The organism is Agrilactobacillus composti DSM 18527 = JCM 14202, assembly GCF_001436375.1.
Classification (GTDB): Bacteria; Bacillota; Bacilli; order Lactobacillales; family Lactobacillaceae; genus Agrilactobacillus; species Agrilactobacillus composti.
Genome location: NZ_AZGA01000015.1, coordinates 28,897 through 48,006 on the forward strand (window position 1 = coordinate 28,897; position 19,110 = coordinate 48,006).

The following is a 19,110-nucleotide window of genomic DNA, read 5'->3' on the forward strand; positions in this document are numbered from 1 at the left end:
TGAAGGTGCCAAACTAGCTTATTACTTGTTTTGTTGGGTCTTCCACCCATCAATCGAGTTTTTAACGGTCTTATCCCAACTTTGTTTACCGGCTAAATAGCGTTGTAAGTTTGGTTGGAATGTATTTGGATCCCAAGAAGTCCCGGTATATGCTGGGAAGGCCCAACCAGTTGTGGCTTTTCTTTGGGAATAATCAAAAACAACTTGCGACAATGGATCGGCCATCTTGAAGTTATCATAGCCCTTGTAAGCTGGCACAAAGTGTAACTTGTTGACAACATCTTTCTTGCCGGCATCAGAAGTATAGAGCCAAGCTAAGAAATCAGTGGCGGCTTTTTGTTCCTTGGTAGATTTCTTTTTATTAACTGCCCAGTATAAAGAAGTGCCCACTGGTAATTTGTCTTCTTGGCCTTTAACTGGAATTGGAATCATGCCGATTTGGTTCTTGGCAAAGTTTTTATCAATTTGTTCAACCGTTGGGTAAATCCAGTCCCCTTGTTGAATCATAGCAGCTTTACCTTGAGAGAAGTATTGGTTGACTTGTTGGCTGTAATCCATTTGCATCACTGGTTTGATAGAGAACTTGTTTTGCAAATCGATCATTTGTTTCATTTCTTCATTGGCTGTAAATTTCATGGATTTAGAATCATACATCTTTTTAGCATTACCATTGAATTCTTGACCAATATAAAGGTTGGCTAAGTGATCAGATAAGACCCAAGTCTCTTTACCAGGTAAGGCAAAGACGCCTTTAATGCCTAATTCAGATTTCTTATCATTCAATGTGTTCACAGCATTGACTAAGTCGTCATAGGTCTTGATACTGGTTGGGTCGATGCCGGCTTTTTGGAAAACTTCTTTATTGTAAACAAAGCCATAACCTTCAATGTTAAATGGAATCCCCAGGGTTTTGCTGCCAATTTGAACGGCTGAGGCTGTTCCTGGTAAAGCGGCCTTTGCAACCTTTGTCTTGGATAAGTCAGCGGCTTGGGCGGAGAATTGTTTGGCATCTGCCGGACCGGCCAGACTAAAGATAGTTGGGGCATTCCCCGAAGAAATCCGGGTCTTCAAAACAGGATTATATTCTGTCCCCCCACCGATAGAAGAAACGGTGATTTTCACATTCGGATGAGTCTTTTCATATTCGGTAGCAATTTGTTTCAGTTGCTTGTTAACTTCAACTTTCCCCTGCAATATCGAAATTGTCGTCTTACCATTTGATGAACTAGAACTGGAACTCCCACTGCTACATGCTGCTAATGCTGTTGTTGTCGCCAAAGCTGCCATAGCCATGACCGCAATTTTCTTCCAACCTATCTTCATTTTAGATAGCCTCCTCAATAAATTCTTTTTGAATTACAATTTTTATTATGGACTGATGAAAGCGATTGCACAATCCATAAGGCTGATGTTACCGGTAACAGAAATCTTTTTATCAATCGTCAAAAATTACAACTGCCGTTCTAAAATTAAAGGTTCTCCGGTAAAGGCAATGATGCCGTCTACCACGTTGGCCACCCGGTCGGTGATTAGTTCCGTGTATTCCCCAGAATCTATTGCCACAATCAAATCCCCCTTAAAGGGCTGTAGCGCAAAGAGACCTACCCGTTGTTGGCTCGCCGTTTCATAAGTGACCTGTAGCACACTGCCATTTAAGTCGGTGACCTGATACTTCCCTTCAGCCATAATGGGGTCTTGCTTCAGGGCACTGAACCGCTGGATGAAATCGGATAAATCAGTTTTAGCTTGATCTGGTTGTAGAGCAATGATGTCCCGATCAAACAGGGATGGTAAATGGGTGGCTTCAAATTCCTCCCCGGCGTAGAGCAGCATACTGCCCTTTTCAAAATACTTGAAAGCCAAGGCATTGCGCCGGGTATCGATGTCTTGCATGTAGCTGGCGGCCCGTTCATTGTCATGATTTTCCAAAAAGCGCATTTTTACATAATTCTTCGGATAAGTCACATCCATGCGATTTAATAAGCGGGCATATTCAGCCAGGGTCAGTTCACCCTTTAAGGTCGCTTTAAAGGCCTCGATCACATCATATTCATAGGTCATGTCAAAGGCTTGATAGATCTCCGCATCTGAGGATTCTTCGTAACCCATATCCCGGACTATTTTAATAAATTCAGGATGATTGGTCTCAGCCAACCAAATGTAATGCTTGTCTGGATCAACCGTGGCCACGTCAGCTCGGGCCTTCAGCCAAAAAGCCAGCGGTACCATGGGGGCCACGTCACATCTAAAGCCATCCACATAGCCAGCCCATAGTTGCAACGTTTCGATTTGATAGTCCCAAAGCGCAGGTTGACTGTAATCTAAATCCACCACATCTGACCAGTCAGCAGTGCGATTGCCCATTTGGCCTTGCTCGTTTTTATAAAACCATTCTGGATGGGTTTTAGCTAAGACTGAATCGGGGGCCGTATGGTTATAGACCACGTCTAAAATCACCCGCATCCCCAATTCATGACTTTGGGCCACAAAGGCTTCTAAATCCCCAAAGGTTCCTTGGGCGGGGTCAATTTGCCGATAATCTTGAATGGCGTAAGGGGAGCCCAAGGTGCCTTTGCGCTGGACTGTGCCAGTGGGTTGAATGGGCATGAGCCAAACAATCGTCGTTCCCAAAGCCCGTATCCGCGGTAAATCCGCCATAGCGGCTTTGATCGTGCCTTCAGGGGTGTGGTTCCGGACAAAAATCGAATAAACAATATCGTTTCTTAACGTAATCGTGGTATCAACTGCCATTTTATTCACCTATCCTCTTTAAATTTCAAAACAACGCTGCTATAAGGCGCCAAAGTCACACCCTGGGGCTGACAATTCGCCGCACCAATTTGATACAAGTTGCCCGCAATTTCTTGGGGAAAATTAACCTGCTGATCAGTATCACTATAATTACAAACCACCGCCACTTGGGTTTGCTTAAATGTTCGTAAATAACCATAAACAGCTGCTGGGGTAATCAAGAAGGCTTGGGTCCCCTGGGCAAAAACGGCTTGTTGCTTGAACTTGATGATTTGACGGTAACAAGCTAAAATCTGCGTTCGTTGGACTTTAGTCGTCACTTTCGTAGAATCTTTTTCACCCCACTTCCACGGTCGGACGTCTGAAAAGCCGCGATATTGGTCGTTCGTCCAGGCCATGGGACCCCGGGCGGTCATCTTATGAGTTTGATTTAATAACTCTAAAATTTCAGTGCCCCGATAACCCAATGCCTTGCCCTGGGCCGCAAAGGGAGCCACTTGACCAGCATCTTCAAAATCGGCCCAATTTTGGAAACGTTCGCCTTGTTGGCCTAACTCTTCCCCATAATAAATGATCGGCGTGCCCCGCTGCAGGTACATCATCAGCGCCAAAGTACAGTAACTATTGGCAAAGTCAGTTGGATCCACATAACGCTGGGCCAAGCGGGCCATATCATGATTGCTCCAGTAAAGGGCCGGTGGTGCGGCAACTTTGGCTTGAATTTCCGCAAATTCCCGCTTCATCCCCGGCAAATCTAGTTTTTTCAGCTGAAAGGTTGAGGGCAGTTTTACGTCAGTTTGTCGAGGTTGATCCACAATCGTGCGAAAGGTGACGGCACTATCGCATTCCCCGGGACGAGTATAAGCCGCCAGTAAATCCGGATTGGCCGAGGCGGCTTCTCCAAGAATATATAAATCCGGATTCAGTTGTTTTAACGCCGTGACAAATACCCGTAAATTATCGTGAACCCCGGGTAAATTGGCATAAAATTCCGTGGCTAAATGGGGGGTGGGACTCGTTGCCGGATAATTTTGGTGAAAATCGGCTTTGGCAATATGAATAAAGGCGTCCAACCTTAAGCCATCAATGCCCTTATTGACCCAAAAAGCCGCCACTTGGATCATGGCGTGAACGACCTCAGGATTACGCCAATTTAAATCTGGCATATGCTTGTCAAATAAGTGGAAATAATACTGACCCGTAGGGCTTTCTTGTTGCCACACACTGCCTCCGAAAAAGGAACCCCAGTTATTGGGTTCGTGTTGTTTAAAGCCAGCTTGCCAAATATAGTAATCCCGGAATAAACTATCGGGATTATTCAAGGCATCTTTGAACCAGGGATGTTGATCTGAGGTATGGTTGAGGACAAAATCTAAAATAAGATGCATCCCTAATTGATGTACCTGTGCCACCAGGGCTTCAAAATCGGCCATGGTCCCCAGGCTAGGATCAATGGCAAAATAATTTGAGACATCATAGCCGTTATCCACTTGAGGTGAGCCAAAAATTGGATTCAGCCAAATCGTGGTGATGCCTAGGTCTTTAAGATAAGGTAATTTTTCAATAATACCTGGTAAGTCGCCAATGCCATCGTGATTGGTGTCTTTGAAACTCTTAGGATAAATTTGATAAATCACTTGCTGGTCCTGCCAATCCCTGGCCATGTTACCACCTCCGCAAACGCTTTCAGTTACTTTTGCCTTAACTGTAAAGAAAATAGCGGTCCAGTTCAATCGAAAGATTGCTGTTACCGCTAACAAGATTTACCTATTTTTTTCGGGTGGAACCACCAATTTTTAACTTCGGTTGTAACAAGCGCTCTTCTAAGGGATAGTAGTTATCTTTGATTTTGCGCAATAACAGTTCTGCGCAGGCTTCCCCGAGTTCATACATAGGTTGTTCCACCGTGGTGAGCTGGGGGGTGGCGACTTGATCCAAGAAAACCCCATCAAAACCAATCACCCCATAATCCGTGGCAATTTCGGGACTCATTTGTAAAATCCCCTTTTGAATCCCAAAAGCCAGGCGATCGCTGGCGCAGATGAAACAAGTGTTAGGCGTGATCCGTGACCAAGTGGCTTCAATGAAGTCCATGGCCAGGTGACTATGGTTAGCAAACCGATGAATTTCTGGCATGCGTTGATTTTCCTGCATCACTTGAATATAGCCATTTTCTCGGGAATATTCAAAGGGTTCCTTCACATCAATCCCAATAAAAACTACCCGGTCATAACCTTGTTCTAAGGCATAGCGGGTCGCCATTTGGGTGCCCATTTCGTTATTGGTATCCACGAAGTCAAGGCGCCAGCGATTTTCTCCGAATAAAACCACGGGTAACTCCAACCGTTTGATCCAATCATAATCTTCATCCCGCATCCCCGTGATAATATAACCATCACTGGCCCCAATATCCAGATGCTGATCGGTCATCAACTGCAGGGAATATTGATATTTGGCTAAGTATTCCGCAATGCCCACCAGTAGTTTCATATAGTAGGGTTCCGTGATATCAATATCTTCCAGCACAAAAAACTTAATAACTTGTGTTTTATTATTTACCAAAGCTTTAGCCGCCACATTGGGCCGATAATTCAATTCATGCATGGCACTAAAAATACTAGTTTTCAGTTCATCGCGAACCAATTCCGGATGATTGATTGCCCGTGATACGGTCATTTTTGACACGTGGGCAACCTTGGCAATATCTTCTAATGTTGCCATCAATTAGCCTCCCCTATTGTTAAATCAACCACAGAATCCCGCTCAATGATTTGATGCGGTGTAATCATATTATTAGGTGCGTTTTGTTGTTGGGATAAATTGACGATCATCTTAGCCACCGCTTCCCCCAAAGCCACGGGAAAAACTTCCACTGAGGTTAATTGAGGTTGGGCGACTTTGGCAAAAATGGAGTTGTTAAAACCCACCAAGGACATCGCCTGGGGCAAGTGCAGTTGAGCTAATTGGCGTTGGACTTGTAAAGCCAATAAGTCGTCAGTGGCAATCATCGCCGTGATTTGGGGATGCTTTTTTAAGAAGGTCCGTAAAGGTGGCCCGATGGCGTCAGCAGGTTCACTGAGGCCCAGATGATATTCATTGAGGCCCTCTTGAATCACGGCTCGCTGATAACCTAAATAACGGTCACCTTGGACCACTTGGGAAAAATCATCGTACAAAAAACCGATGTGACGGTGGCCTTTTTTAACCAAATAACTGGTCACATCACTACCGGCTAAAATATTGTCGTTATCCACATAGCATACATTCCAACTATCCTTAGCTGGTTTCCCCAAGAGGACATATTTAGCATTAGATTGGGCCAGAAAATCCAAAATTGGGTCATTCTTTTGAGAATATAATAGAATAAATTTTTCAATTTTATTCTGGGCGGTCATCATGGTGATAGACCGCACCAAATCAGTGACACTTTCCCCGGTGGCCACGGCGGTCAGTAAGTCGTTGTCACTGGTGACATGATTAATGCCCCGGAGTAGCTCCACGAAAAAGGGATTGGAATACACCATTTGTTGGCTGGCGGGGAGGATCACCCCAATGGTCCGGGCATTGCTGGTGGCCAGATTACGGGCGTTGGTGTTAGGGACATAATTCAACTGTTTCATCGCTTTTTCCACCCGATGCCGAGTCTTAGCTGTAATGACCGAATTTTTATTCAATACCCGCGAAACCGTTGCTGGGGAAACTTGGGCCAGCTTAGCGACGTCCTTTAAGGTTGCCATGGAATTCCTCCTTCTTTTTGACTTATTCAATTTATCATAAGCTAAATCGCAAAGTCGTGCAAGCGGTTTCGTAAAAGTGGCCATTGATATACCGTTCGTTGATTTAATTTGACTAAGCCTGTCTTGCTAAGTCCAGCAATTGAATTATCTTTTTGAATTTAGTACAATGAAGCCGTTGAAAAGAAGCCGTTAGGCCCTGGCTAAAGACCCTAACGACTTCAATCGTGGTTCCGAAATGACTATTGGATTAAGCTAACCTTTGTGGTTAGCTTTTTTTATTGCGTATACCTTAGCAAAATTAACGCAAGCTATGCTAAAAGCATACACCGCCAATGCAAAAAGTAACATCAGTTTAAACCTCCAAGTCTTCCCGAATTGAGCATAGTAACCACCCCCGTTGTTCAAAATGTTGAAGGGTGGCACGCCATCTCGTTAACCACTAGCCGTGGTAGTTTGGTAGCTCCCCGCTTGCCACGGCGTAGTTTTAGTATACTAAAACTTTCTGCGGATCATCAAGATAAGGGGGCTGTTAATTTTGGCTTAACCAAAATCGTGGTTCGACCCTTTTCGAATTCAACTAATGCTCACAGCATTGTCTGTAAAACATATCCTCTTTTTCTAGATGTCAAAAATCCCTCCAGATCACACCAGAGAAATTTCCACTTTTCTCTGGTGCTTTCCGAAGGGATAGTTAATCCGTTCAAATCTTCTATTTAGATATCTTTGGCAATATAATAGGCGTCCCAAATTGCTGTCATAATCTTACCGGTGCGTTTAGCATCCCCAATTAGATACGTCTCTTTATCCGTTGTTTGCAATAACTGCAAGAACGGATCTTTAGGTTTATAGCCAATGGCACAAATTACCGCATCTCCGGCAATCGTTTTTGTATTACCTTGTGCATCACTAGCAACAACTTGGGTTCCGGTAACCCGCTCAACTTTGGTTGAAGTTTGAACATCAACACCATTGTAAGGTAGCAGTTCTGAAATCATTTGATAATTGGCAAATGGCGTGTGGGCAGGACCGCCACAAATATCATCAGACATCTCCACAACAGTTGTCTGCTTGCCTTGCCGTTGCAGCCAAAGTGCTGTCTCACAACCTACCAGGCCACCACCAATGATGGTTACCTTCTCCCCAACTTTCGCTTTACCCATCAGCACATCTTCTGCTTTGAGCATTTGGTCGCTGCCAAAATCTGGCATAATTGGCGTCGCCCCAGTCGCCACAATGATCGTATCAAACTTGGGGTCATTAAAATCACGTTTAGTGGCCGCATGATTCAATTGGATAGTTACATTCGACATATGTGCCAATTGTCGTTCAAACCAAACCAATAATTGATAATCATCTTTTTTGAAGCTAGGGACGCTGCCGGGTAAGATGGCACCACCTAGTTTGTCCTGAGCTTCCAGTAACGTCACCTGGTGCCCTCTAGTCCCACAAATATACGCAGACTCCAAACCGGCAGGGCCACCACCAATCACTAGAATATTTTTCTTGGCTAAAGGCGCCGTTAATTTGTACTCGGCTTCATGTCCAGTCTCCGGATTAACGGTACAAGAATACGGCATACCCTTGGCCAAGCGGTCTAAACAGCCATCGTGGCAAGAAATACAAGGCCGAACATCTTCCCAAGCATCCGCTTTAATCTTATTGACTAAATCAGGATCAGCCAACAAAGGCCGGCCAAATTCGACCAGATCGATATCTTGATCAAAAGCCGCATTGATGGCTTCTGGATCATCCATACGTCCAGCAACAGCCACCGGAATGCTAACGGCAGATTTAACTTTGGCGCCAAATTCGTTATAAATACCCTTTTTTTCAAAATACATCGGGGGATGATTCCAGAACCAAGCATCATATGTCCCAGCATCAACATTTAACATATCATAGCCAGCTGCTTCAAATAATTTGGCAACTTCTAAGCCTTCCGCTACATCTCGACCTTGTTCAGCAAAATGTTCACCAGGCAATCCGCCTTCCCGCAGATGCCGAATAAAACTCTTCAAAGAGTAGCGTAAGGTAACTGGAAAATCAGCACCACAAGCAGCCTTAATGGCCTTAACAATTTCAATTGGAAAACGTAGCCGATTTTCTAGACTACCACCGTAGTTATCATCACGATGATTAAAGAAGGACATGGTGAACTGATCCAACAAGTAACCCTCGTGCACCGCATGAATTTCAACGCCATCAAACCCAGCATCTTTACAGATTTTAGCGCCCTTGGCATAGTCTTCAATGGTCTTTTGAATTTCTGCAACCGTCATGGCCCGATGCATGACCTTAGGATCAAATCGATTCTCCTGTGGCGAAGGCGCCCACATTTGTTTGGACACCCCCGGGAAGGCAGAGCGCCCCATACCCGCTGAGATCATGCAAATTGCTTTAGTACCGTAGTTATGAATTTGTTCCAACATTTCTTTAGAGGTCTTGGTGAAATCGATAGGGTCATAAATGGGGCAAGGTAGTGATAAATCAAAGAAATCCTGATAATCCACTGCCACTAAACCAACTGTGATCATACCCATACCGCCCTTAGCTCGGCGAATGTATAGTTCTTGAATATTTTTGTTAAAACCGCCCCGGGCATCCGCATAGCCGACTAAGCCTAACGGCGCCATAACAGTTCTATTTTTTAACTGTAGTTTGCCAATACTTGTTGGCGTAAATAATCTGGAAACGTCGCGTTTTTGAATATCTTTCGTAACGAAAACCATTTGAACCCCTCTTCTCGTTTTAATGTACAAGTACATTGTGCATTGATTAACGAAATAAGGGAAATTACTCTTTCAAAAGATTTATATAAGCAAATCATTATAGGGGGATTCCCTTATATCTTCCGCATTACTAGTTCGCTAGAGTGAATGTAAAGGAACGTGATAGATTGATGAATAAGAATCTCAAAGACTTTCTAACTTCTATTAATAAAACTCATTCTATTTCAAGGGCCGCTGACGAATTATACGTTACCCAGCCTTACGTTAGCCAAACCATTCACAAGTATGAAATTAAATTTGGTACGCCGCTGTTGCAACGCAACAAAGACAGTACGGTTTTAACCTACGCTGGTCAACGTTTATTGGCATATCTAATTGAACAGGATAAAAACTATGTCCATTTAGAAAGAGAAATGGCAAACATCGCCAAGTTCAAAACGGGCATTATCCGCTTAGGTACAAATCATCCCCTAGGCAGATATTTCTTACCCACTATTTTGCCTGAGTTCCATCAACTATATCCTGATTTACAAGTACAGTTTATTGAAACACCAACTTCTAAAGCAGCTTATCTACTGGATAATGATGAGCTGGATATTTTTTATGGGATGGGGATTGAAAAGAAAAGTATAACTTTCCAATCCCTAGCTGCTAGCCCTGTTTATTTAATCATTTCTAAACAAGTTGATTGCTATGACCCTCAACTTTGCGGTGTTATAACACCCTTAACAAATCCACAATTATTAAACAATCAAGAGATTATTATGACCCGCTCAGATTCTAAGTTTCAACAGCAAGTCACCCATTTCATCACAGCTCAGCAATTAACGCTTAAAACTATTGCTGTAGTGCCAGACATGGATCTAGCCACTCGGATTGTCAGCCACCAATTAGGCCTGACATTTACCACCATGGAAGCTTTAATTGATAATAACTTGTTGACAGCCAAAAACGTGAATATCTACAAAGTGCCAGAAACTATGTTAGCAATTGAAAAAGGTATTTCTTATAAAACCGAAGTCACTGCACCTATTCAAACAATGATTGAATTGTTGTTATCTTATTTAAAAGAAGACGTTTAGAAAGTGAGGTCCCAACTTGCAAAACGAAAGTGATTGGATCATGCGCCAAATACATGCCTTTGCCGATGGTTTAGGCTATATTCTCGCCAGTGGTAAAGGTGGCGGCACCACCGAAATAGTTTTCCCAGAACACCAGGCTCAAAAACTGCCCCAGCAAACTGAACTACAACGTTTAGTCACTGCAAAAGAATATGGTACCGCTGCCAAACGGCTATGGGCTCTGCAATATGCCCTGCCCGGCATTGAATTTATAAAACTGGCTGTTTGGTTGTTTGATACCTTGCGCCAGTATGACGATTCGACTTTGGTTCAGGGGGATTACTCAAGAAAAGCGTTGGTCGCTGACCTGCAAAAACTAAAGCGTTATCAAGGCCAAGCATAAAAGGAGCATTCAAGTGATGATCACACCAGAAACAGATCTAGAGTTGTTAAAAAAATGTATTGAAATATCAAAAGCCGCCCGGCAAAACGGCAATACTCCCTTTGGTGCGCTGTTAGCTGATAACCAGGGCAACATTTTAATGACTCAAGAAAACATCGAACTTACTGAACGCAAATGCACTGGCCATGCGGAATGTATGCTGGCTGAACGCGCTTCTCATGTGTATAGTAAAGCCTTCTTATGGGATTGCAGTTTGTATACCACGGCTGAGCCTTGTGTCATGTGCTCAGGGGCTATTTACTGGGCCAATATTGGCCGGGTGGTTTATGCCATGGCTGAACGTCGTTTACTCCAATTAACCGGCAGTAATGAAATCAATCCAACTTTTGATTTACCCAGTCGCGAGATTTTTCAGCATGGGCAAAAAGATATTACGGTAGTTGGTCCCTTTGGAAAACTAGAGAAGGAAGCTGCTGCAGTTCATGCGGGCTATTGGGATTAGTAGCGGCCTGACTTAAGAATTTTAACTATGTTTTGAAGATCCATCTCCACAGCACTATTATTGATAATTCATCAGATTACTGGATGTGCCTAACGCAAACACTTCTATATATCACCATATCACTGATTAAAAATATAAGGGACCTGCAACTGCATCTAATAGATGTCCAGTTACAAGTCCCTTATTTGTCATTGAAACTACTACATATTATTCATAATCAGGCTTATTTTGAAGGATCCAATCTTCAGCTTCTTTGGACCATAAACCATCATGCTTTTCTAAAATTTGTCCAAGTTCAGACTTCGAATCTACTTTGGCTAGTTCAATGCGATCAAACTTTTTACTAGAATAAACTAACTTCTTGCCGCCACCAATTTCAGGCTGGTCCATCGTTGTCTCGCCAGCAGCATCTAAGCCCATGACATGTGTGATAACTTTTGACACATCCAATTTTTTATCGGCAATCAATTGCGCAGCTTCGGCTTCATTTTCAGCATCTCCACCAGAAGTACCCACAATATGTGTAAAATTATAATGCACATTATAAAAATTAATCTCTGCTGAAAAATCTTTCTTCATTGGTCCCGCAAATTGATTCAAGCAGCCATCAGGATTTAAAAGTGAATCAGCCATAGTTACCAATGGTGCCACACTAATCATCAAGAAAATATCATCAAATCCAGTGTTGCCAGCTAATTCTTTCAACTTATTTTTTTGTTCCTCATTACTTAATCCTTTAACATTAAGAAACTCTACTTCAACCTCATCAGATGGATATAACTTCTTGGCTCGATCCAGTTTGGCTTGATCCATATCGGTCACAACTAACTTCTTAGGTTTTTTAGGCCCATGTAACGCATAATCAACTGCTAATAAGCCCATGGGGCCAGTGCCACCCACGATTAACAGATTGCCACCATCCTTAATCCCCATTGTTGGCTGATAGGTGTGTTTGTTGACATGATATTGGGCCCGAAAAGCAGCAATCACACAACTAACAGGTTCACAAAGTGAGCCTTCATAATAGGCCTCACCTTCAAAGGGAATTAAACAGTTCATTGCCATAACTTCATTTGGGATGATAATTTTAGTCGCATCCCCGCCAATGTAAGGATATGAATACCCTGGGACAAACGGTGAATCCTCTCTAGCTAAATTAGGCTGAATAACGTAATTTTGGCCAGCATGGTACTTATCTTGCCACTTTTTACCAACTTTTAGAATTTTACCAGAAAACTCGTGCCCAACCATTGCTGGATTGTTTTCGAGATCATCCGGTGTCTTCTTATGATCTTCACCTTCCATCGCTAATTTCCAAGATGACATACACATCGTATCACTAACTACTGTTGCCAAAATTTCATCGTCTTTAAGATCTGGTAAATCAAATGTGTCAATTCTCAGATCTTTTTTGCCATGGATACGTAAGCCTGTACTTTTCATTTGAAAAACCTCCGTTCACTAATGTGATTTATATTTTTATGATTAATACAACCACAGATTAAATGATAAACGGGGAATTTTCAATGATAATCATTTTTAATTCACATTTGTGAATGATTACCTGTAGCTTTTTCTAATTCGTGCGCGGTGTTTTCTGTGGTAATCAGGCAGTTTAACCACCCCCCACGTAAAGCACCTAAGATTGCATCGACCTTTTCGGTGCCATAAGCAATCCCTATGGCATAAGGCACTGTCTTCAATTGCTCCAACGGCATGGCAATCAAATTGTTCTGAATACCTGGAGCCATAGCACCATGAATGTCATAAGGATGCGACAAAATATCTCCTACCATGTTACCGCTAAAATAAGACTTAAAATTTGTATTTTTATAAAACGCTTGCCACTCAGGCGCGTCCGTAATAAGGGCGCTCCCAATGCCAAAAATAGCAATATCAAGTTGGCGCCAAAGCTGAATAATTTCGCGAATATTAGGGTTTTCAATTAATTCCTTTTTTAATTCTTCATTGCTAACAAAAGCTGGCGTATCAAGTGTCAGACCTGTGCCATTAAATTTATCAGCCAAAACATGTGCTAAATGATTAACATGATAATTAGCAATGAGTTTTCCCATTGGGCCGCCCACGATCGGCAATACTGTCACATCATCTTTTTTGTCGTCATTGTCCATCGCATTGATGACACTAAAAAGTGTTGATCCCCAGCCCAGGCCAATGTGTTCACCGCTTTTAACTAATTTAGAAATAAAAAGCGACGCATAGATACTCAAGGCATTTAAATCATTATCATCTCGCTTACTGTTTGGAACTACGACAGCTTTTTTTAAGCCGAATTTCCGGATAAGATAATCCTCTAATTCTTTTGCTGTCTCAGTTTCCGTATTAATCGAGATATTGACAATTCCCATTGCCCGTGCATCCTTCAATATACGGCTTATTTCTGTTCGGTGAATATGCGCCCGTTCAGAAATTTCTTTTTGAGTTAGTCCCTGGATGTAATACATATCTGAAATCTTGACCATCAATGATTGATCAAATCTCTGCGGTACTTTTATCATGAAATCATTCCTTTCACAAATGTGAAATAGTTAATGTATATGTTGAAATGGCTACCAATAGCATTATAATCAAAAGTGAATCATATAACAAATGCCATTTTAACAATTGTGATTTTAAAGCAATTGAACTCAATCATGGAGGGTTATCACATGTCAAATAATTGGTTAGGTTTACAAGGGAAAGTAGTTATTGTTACCGGTGGTTCATCAGGAATCGGTGCAGCAATCGTAGCAGAATTATTAAATCAAGGTGTAGTCGTTTACGATGCTGATTTGAACCCCAGTCAAATTGATAATTCGAACTTAACATTTGTAAAAACGGACGTTACTTCAGAAAACGATGTCACTAAATTAGTTACACAAGTGATTGAACAGCATGGCCGAATTGACGGGTTAGTCAACAATGCCGGCATCAATTTACCAAGATTGTTAGTCGACGCTAAAGAACCCCAAGGCAAATACGAATTAAAACAATCTGAATTTCAAAAAATATTTACTGTGAACGTTCAAAGTGTCTTTCTTATGTCTCAGGCAGTTGCCAGACAAATGGTTAAACAACGCACTGGTGTCATTGTCAATATGTCTTCTGAAGCCGGCCTGGAAGGTTCACAAGGTCAGAGCCCCTATTCTGCGACTAAAGCAGCAATTAACGGTTTTACACGTTCATGGGCGAAAGAACTAGGTGAATTCAATATCAGAGTTGTTGGCGTTGCACCTGGCATTATGGAAGCAACCGGATTGAGAACACCCACCTACGAGGAAGCACTAGCTTACACCAGACATAAAACCGTTGCGGATATTCGTGCAGGTTATAAGAGCAAGAGTACAACGCCACTAGGCCGTAGTGGCAAACTTGCAGAGGTAGCAGATTTGGTTACGTATTTCCTATCCAGTCGAGCTAGTTACATCACTGGTCTCACCACAAATGTTGCTGGTGGTAAATCAAGAGGATAGCGCTATTGCCCGAAAAGAATCGAGGTAAAACATATGGATATTATTTTAGTTGGTCACGCCAATACAGCTCAGGCTTTTAAAGAGGCGGTAGAGATGGTTTTTGGTAAAGTTGAAAATTTTCATCCCCTTAGTTTTTCTCCAAGTGAAGGCTTAGAAGAATTAACTAAGAAAATTGAAACAGCTATTAATCCTCAAAAGGCAGAAGATACCTTAATTTTGACAGATTTATTCTCTGGTACCCCTTACAATGCCGCCGCAGGACTAGTAATGCATCACAAGGCTGCCGACGTCATCGCTGGTATGTCGCTGCCACTTTGTTTAGAAGTTGCTTTAAGCGCTGGTCAAATGACGGTCCCAGAATTAGTTAAGCATGTAATGGCTAATACAAATGAATATGTAAAATGTTTGAGCGAAGTTGTTCAAGAAAGTCAAAAGGAAGAGGATGATTTCTAATGATCATTAAATTAGCGCGTATTGACGATCGGTTAATCCACGGCCAAGTCACCACAGTTTGGTCTAAAGAAGCCAATGCCAACAGAATTATTATAGTGAGCCAAGAAGTTTTCAATGATCCAATTCGCAAGCAATTGCTAAAGCAGGCTTCACCGCCTGGTATGAAAGTAAATATTGTGGATGTAGAAAAAGCGATTGCTGTTTTTAATAATCCAAAATATAACGATGAAACTGTGTTTTATTTATTTACTAATCCCTCTGAAGCACTAGCGCTCATTGAAGGTGGCGTCCCAATAAAAACATTAAATATCGGTGGTATGCAATTCAAAGATGGCAAAAAACAAATTACAAAAGCCGTTTCATTGAATGAAAAAGACGTTGCAGCCTTTCGTAAACTTGCAAAACTTAATGTCAATTTAGATCTGCGGGTCGTTAAAACTGACCCCACGACAAATATTCTAACAAAGATTGATGAAACTTTTGGCCCAGAATAGGCGGTGAACGCAATGCAGATTAGTATTTTTCAAATTATTTTGATTTTTATTTGGTCGTCTATCACAGGCGCTGGCAGTGTCCTTGATGAATTTCAGACTCACCGACCACTAATTGCCTGTTCAGTCATGGGCCTAATTCTTGGCGACCCCAAAACTGGGATCATTCTTGGCGGTACTTTGGAACTAATTGCCCTAGGTTGGATGAATGTGGGCGCAGCACAATCGCCAGACTCTGCTTTGGCAAGTACAATTTCAACAATTTTGGTCATTGTTGGTAACCAAGATATTCAAAAAGGAATTGCGATTGCATTACCAGTTGCAGCTGCTGGACAAGTTCTAACCGTTTTTGCACGTACGATAACGGTTGCCTTTCAACACGCCGCTGATCGTCAAGCTGAAAAAGCGCACTTTACAACAATAATTTGGTTACATTTCAGTGCCTTAATCATTCAAGCTTTGCGAGTATCTATTCCGACAACAATTGTTGCTATATTTGTTAGTCCGTCAGGGATCAAAGCAATGCTTGATGCATTGCCAAAAGTAGTCACTGGTGGTCTTGCCATCGCTGGTGGGTTCATCGTTGTTGTTGGTTATGCCATGGTGTTGAATATGATGAGTGTCAAATATCTAATGCCGTTCTTCTATTTAGGCTTTATTCTGGGTGGCTACTTGAAACTAAGTTTACTATCTTGGGGTGCCGTTGGTTTGATTATGGCAATTATCTATGTTCAATTAAATCCTAAATTTTCTAAAAATTCTAATAACCATTCCGGTCCAACACCGCCAACTGTCGCTACTGCAACTAATACCTCTAATTCAGATGATCTGCCAGAAGATGAGTTGGATGACTAGTGAGAGGAGACGATAACTATGACAGAATCGACAAAAGATACTTCAAAAAAAAATCAATTTAAGACACAGCTTACCAAAAAGGATATTATTGAAACATTTATTTTTTCGAATTTTCAACAAGCATCCTTTAACTATGAACGTATTCACGCACTAGCTTTTTGCGTAGATATGATTCCAACAATTAAGCGTGTTTACAAAAATAAAACAGATCAAGTAGCTGCTTTAAAAAGACATCTGACTTTCTTTAATACCACCCCTGCTATGGTAGGTCCAATTTTAGGTGTTACTATGGCACTTGAAGAAGGCAAAGCTTCTGGTGAAAATATTGATGCTGGTACTATCAACAGCTTTAAAGTTGGCCTAATGGGCCCATTAGCAGGTGTGGGGGATCCAATCATGTGGGGGACCTTACGACCTATTCTTGCAGCGCTTGGCGCTTCATTGGCATTAACCGGTTCTTGGTTAGGGCCCATCGTTTTCTTTGTGGCATTTAATACGGTCAGATTGGCATTCAAATGGTATGGCTTAAAATTAGGCCTCTCTAGAGGGCTGGCCCTTGTTCAGGATATGTCTGGCAATTTGCTGCAAAAAATCACTGAAGGCGCAACAGTTCTTGGCCTGTTCATTATGGGCGTCTTGGTTACGAAATGGACAACTATTGATGTGCCAATTATTATTTCCAAGACAACAACTGGTGGCAAAACAACGGTCACTACCTTCCAAAATATTTTAGATCAACTTTGTCCTGGTCTATTAGCACTGGGCTTAACCTTGCTATCTATGTACTTATTACGCAAAAAAGTGAATCCGATTATTTTAATCTTTGGCTTATTCGGTTTAGGCATCTTAGGCTATGGCCTTGGCTGGTTAAAATGATAGCGAGGTGCTTTCAAACATGCAAGCTGATCAACATATATTAGTTATTATCATTGGCATCTTGCTTTTCACAATGGGTTTTTTAATCAAAAGAAAATCCGGAAAATTCAACTATTTATACATGTTCTTTGGTGCTCTGATACTGCTAATCGGTTTGAGGATCGTCTAATATTCTTAGATACTGATGCGGTGTGACTTACTCAAGTCGCACCGCTTTTATGGTTCATTTTCAATGGGCTTTAATATGCAACTTAAAAACTAACTCTTTGTAAGCAACATGTTAATTAAATACTAAAATAAGCAAATATATATTTAAATCCCTATTTATAGGCGTAATAATAACTTTTAGAAATGTATATATGATACCGTTATAATGAAAAAATGTTGTTTCATTAGCTTCATATTCCAATTATAATGAAGCAGCAAAGCGGATTCAGCGTTTAAATTTAATTAGGATGCGATCATAATTCAAACAAAAATAACAACTTCCCATGAAAATAATACGAAGCAAGCTTTAGGCATTTTATCCCTATCGCTGCTCACAATGACCACGGGCATTGTATCGCCGGCACTGCCGGCAATTGCCATCACGTATCAACATGTGGCTTCGTCTTTGATCGATCAAGTATCCACTGTTCCTTCATTGACTATGGCTCTTTTTGTGGTATTGAGTACATGGATCGTTAAATATTTAGGGACTAAAAAAACCGTTGAACTAGGATTGACCCTGGTGATTGTATCAACCCTGCTGTCTTTAGTGGCGCCAAATATTTGGCTGTTGATTGGCGCTCGAGCTTTATTAGGCGCCGGTTTAGGTATTTATAATTCCTTGGCGGTCAGTTTGATCACCTTTTCTTATCATGGCCAGCAGCGCGACAAATTATTAGGTTGGCAAAATGCCTTTCAAGGTATTGGCGCCACCATTGGGTCTATTTTAGTTGCGGGACTAATTATCCTCAATTGGCGGGCGACCTTCCTAATTTATGCCGTGGCGATTATCATTTTGATTTTCTACCACCGCAATGTCCCAGATATCAAGCTGACAGTTGCCCCATCTCCTGAGTCGACACCAACTACCAAACATCCAATCAATTGGCGCAATCTGAGCAAGTATGGCTTTCTCCTCTTTGGCCTAATGACTTTTTACATGATTGCTACGGTAAAAATTCCCACTTACTTAATCACTAATGGCATTGGCTCAGCTAACACCGGTAGCTTATTAGTAGGCTTAATGTCCGTGGGGACTATCATTGCTGGCTTACTTTATGGTCAGCTCTTCAACCACCTTCATAGCGGAGTTTTAGTCCTAGCTGCGGCGCTGATGCTGGGTGCTTACTGGTTATATGGCTTCACCAGCCAAATTATGTTGGCCGCTATTGGTGCCTTTTTAATCGGGGCTAGTTTCGGCATATTCGTGCCGGCCATATTTGGCGCTGCTAGCCAAGCAGCCGACATTTCCCAGTCTAACTTCGTATCAACCTTTTTGTTAATCTGTTCCAATCTAGCAAATTTCATTTCCCCATTTATCGCGGCTTTCTTGATCATGGGTCACAAACAATTAACCATTATATTCATGAATGGCACCTTGTTTTTAATTGGCCTACTGCTGGTGACAATTTGGATCAGCTGGCGTCAAAAAGCTAGTGCACCAGCTCAAAACGAGAACATTTAAATGACTACCGCCAAAAATAATAGTACACAAAAATACAACCTACAGTTGCGTTTGATACTATCCCTTTAGAGAGCACCAGAGAAAAACAAAAATTTCTCTGGTGTGAT

17 protein-coding genes are annotated in these 19,110 nt (G+C 41.9%); 9 read left to right on the plus strand and 8 right to left on the minus strand.

What is annotated here, in order from left to right; genetic code table 11:
• Positions 1–21 precede the first annotated feature (21 nt).
• From FC83_RS04130 to FC83_RS04155, 6 genes are all read right to left on the minus strand, one after another.
• Positions 22–1,323, minus strand: coding sequence for an ABC transporter substrate-binding protein (locus FC83_RS04130; RefSeq protein WP_035454585.1), 1,302 nt, complete (start codon positions 1,321–1,323; stop codon positions 22–24).
• 126 nt (positions 1,324–1,449) lie between these two features.
• Positions 1,450–2,751 carry an alpha-amylase family glycosyl hydrolase gene (locus FC83_RS04135; RefSeq protein WP_057002434.1) on the minus strand — a complete coding sequence of 434 codons (1,302 nt, stop codon included), beginning with the start codon at positions 2,749–2,751 and terminating at the stop codon, positions 1,450–1,452.
• Between the two features lie 5 nt (positions 2,752–2,756).
• A complete protein-coding gene (locus FC83_RS04140) occupies positions 2,757–4,415 on the minus strand; it encodes an alpha-glucosidase (protein ID WP_057002430.1) in 1,659 nt (552 codons plus the stop codon).
• A 103-nt stretch (positions 4,416–4,518) separates the two neighbouring features.
• Entirely contained in the window at positions 4,519–5,472 is a 954-nt protein-coding gene (locus tag FC83_RS04145; RefSeq protein WP_035454587.1) for a LacI family DNA-binding transcriptional regulator, read from the minus strand.
• On the minus strand, positions 5,472–6,488 hold the full coding sequence (locus FC83_RS04150; protein WP_057002431.1) for a LacI family DNA-binding transcriptional regulator: 1,017 nt from the start codon (positions 6,486–6,488) through the stop codon (positions 5,472–5,474). The genes FC83_RS04145 and FC83_RS04150 overlap by 1 nt, the downstream gene beginning before the upstream one ends.
• Before the next feature lie 713 nt (positions 6,489–7,201).
• Positions 7,202–9,217: an FAD-dependent oxidoreductase gene (locus FC83_RS04155; protein WP_052004874.1), complete on the minus strand. Its 2,016-nt coding sequence runs from the start codon at positions 9,215–9,217 to the stop codon at positions 7,202–7,204.
• A 170-nt stretch (positions 9,218–9,387) separates the two neighbouring features.
• Between FC83_RS04155 and FC83_RS04160 the strand changes: the two genes are divergently transcribed.
• From FC83_RS04160 to FC83_RS04170, 3 genes are read left to right on the plus strand one after another with little or no spacing between them, the layout of a single operon-like run.
• On the plus strand, positions 9,388–10,299 hold the full coding sequence (locus FC83_RS04160; protein ID WP_052004875.1) for a LysR family transcriptional regulator: 912 nt from the start codon (positions 9,388–9,390) through the stop codon (positions 10,297–10,299).
• A gap of 16 nt (positions 10,300–10,315) precedes the next feature.
• Positions 10,316–10,681: a DUF6483 family protein gene (locus FC83_RS04165; protein WP_035454589.1), complete on the plus strand. Its 366-nt coding sequence runs from the start codon at positions 10,316–10,318 to the stop codon at positions 10,679–10,681.
• A 16-nt stretch (positions 10,682–10,697) separates the two neighbouring features.
• Positions 10,698–11,183 (plus strand): nucleoside deaminase, encoded by a 486-nt coding sequence (locus FC83_RS04170; RefSeq protein ID WP_057002432.1) that lies wholly within the window; start codon positions 10,698–10,700, stop codon positions 11,181–11,183.
• Positions 11,184–11,390: 207 nt separating this feature from the next.
• On the opposite strand, the gene FC83_RS04175 is transcribed toward FC83_RS04170, so the two are convergent.
• Entirely contained in the window at positions 11,391–12,626 is a 1,236-nt protein-coding gene (locus FC83_RS04175) for a zinc-binding dehydrogenase (protein WP_035454590.1), read from the minus strand.
• A 101-nt stretch (positions 12,627–12,727) separates the two neighbouring features.
• Entirely contained in the window at positions 12,728–13,702 is a 975-nt protein-coding gene (locus FC83_RS04180) for a sugar-binding transcriptional regulator (protein ID WP_035454593.1), read from the minus strand.
• Between the two features lie 150 nt (positions 13,703–13,852).
• On the opposite strand from FC83_RS04180, the gene FC83_RS04185 reads away from it, so the two are divergent.
• The 6 genes from FC83_RS04185 to FC83_RS04210 all read left to right on the plus strand — a co-directional run bounded on the left by FC83_RS04185 (position 13,853) and on the right by FC83_RS04210 (position 19,003).
• Complete coding sequence (locus FC83_RS04185; protein ID WP_035454596.1) at positions 13,853–14,656, plus strand: SDR family oxidoreductase; 804 nt, start codon at positions 13,853–13,855, stop codon at positions 14,654–14,656.
• A 33-nt stretch (positions 14,657–14,689) separates the two neighbouring features.
• A complete protein-coding gene (locus FC83_RS04190; RefSeq protein WP_035454598.1) occupies positions 14,690–15,109 on the plus strand; it encodes a PTS sugar transporter subunit IIA in 420 nt (139 codons plus the stop codon).
• Positions 15,109–15,603 carry a PTS sugar transporter subunit IIB gene (locus FC83_RS04195; protein ID WP_035454601.1) on the plus strand — a complete coding sequence of 165 codons (495 nt, stop codon included), beginning with the start codon at positions 15,109–15,111 and terminating at the stop codon, positions 15,601–15,603. Before FC83_RS04190 ends, FC83_RS04195 begins: the two co-directional genes overlap by 1 nt.
• A gap of 12 nt (positions 15,604–15,615) precedes the next feature.
• Positions 15,616–16,455 (plus strand): PTS mannose/fructose/sorbose transporter subunit IIC, encoded by an 840-nt coding sequence (locus tag FC83_RS04200; protein WP_035454604.1) that lies wholly within the window; start codon positions 15,616–15,618, stop codon positions 16,453–16,455.
• 18 nt (positions 16,456–16,473) lie between these two features.
• Positions 16,474–17,331: a mannose/fructose/sorbose PTS transporter subunit IID gene (locus FC83_RS04205; protein WP_057002433.1), complete on the plus strand. Its 858-nt coding sequence runs from the start codon at positions 16,474–16,476 to the stop codon at positions 17,329–17,331.
• Positions 17,332–17,866: 535 nt separating this feature from the next.
• Positions 17,867–19,003: an MFS transporter gene (locus FC83_RS04210; protein WP_268744880.1), complete on the plus strand. Its 1,137-nt coding sequence runs from the start codon at positions 17,867–17,869 to the stop codon at positions 19,001–19,003.
• Positions 19,004–19,110 lie beyond the last annotated feature (107 nt).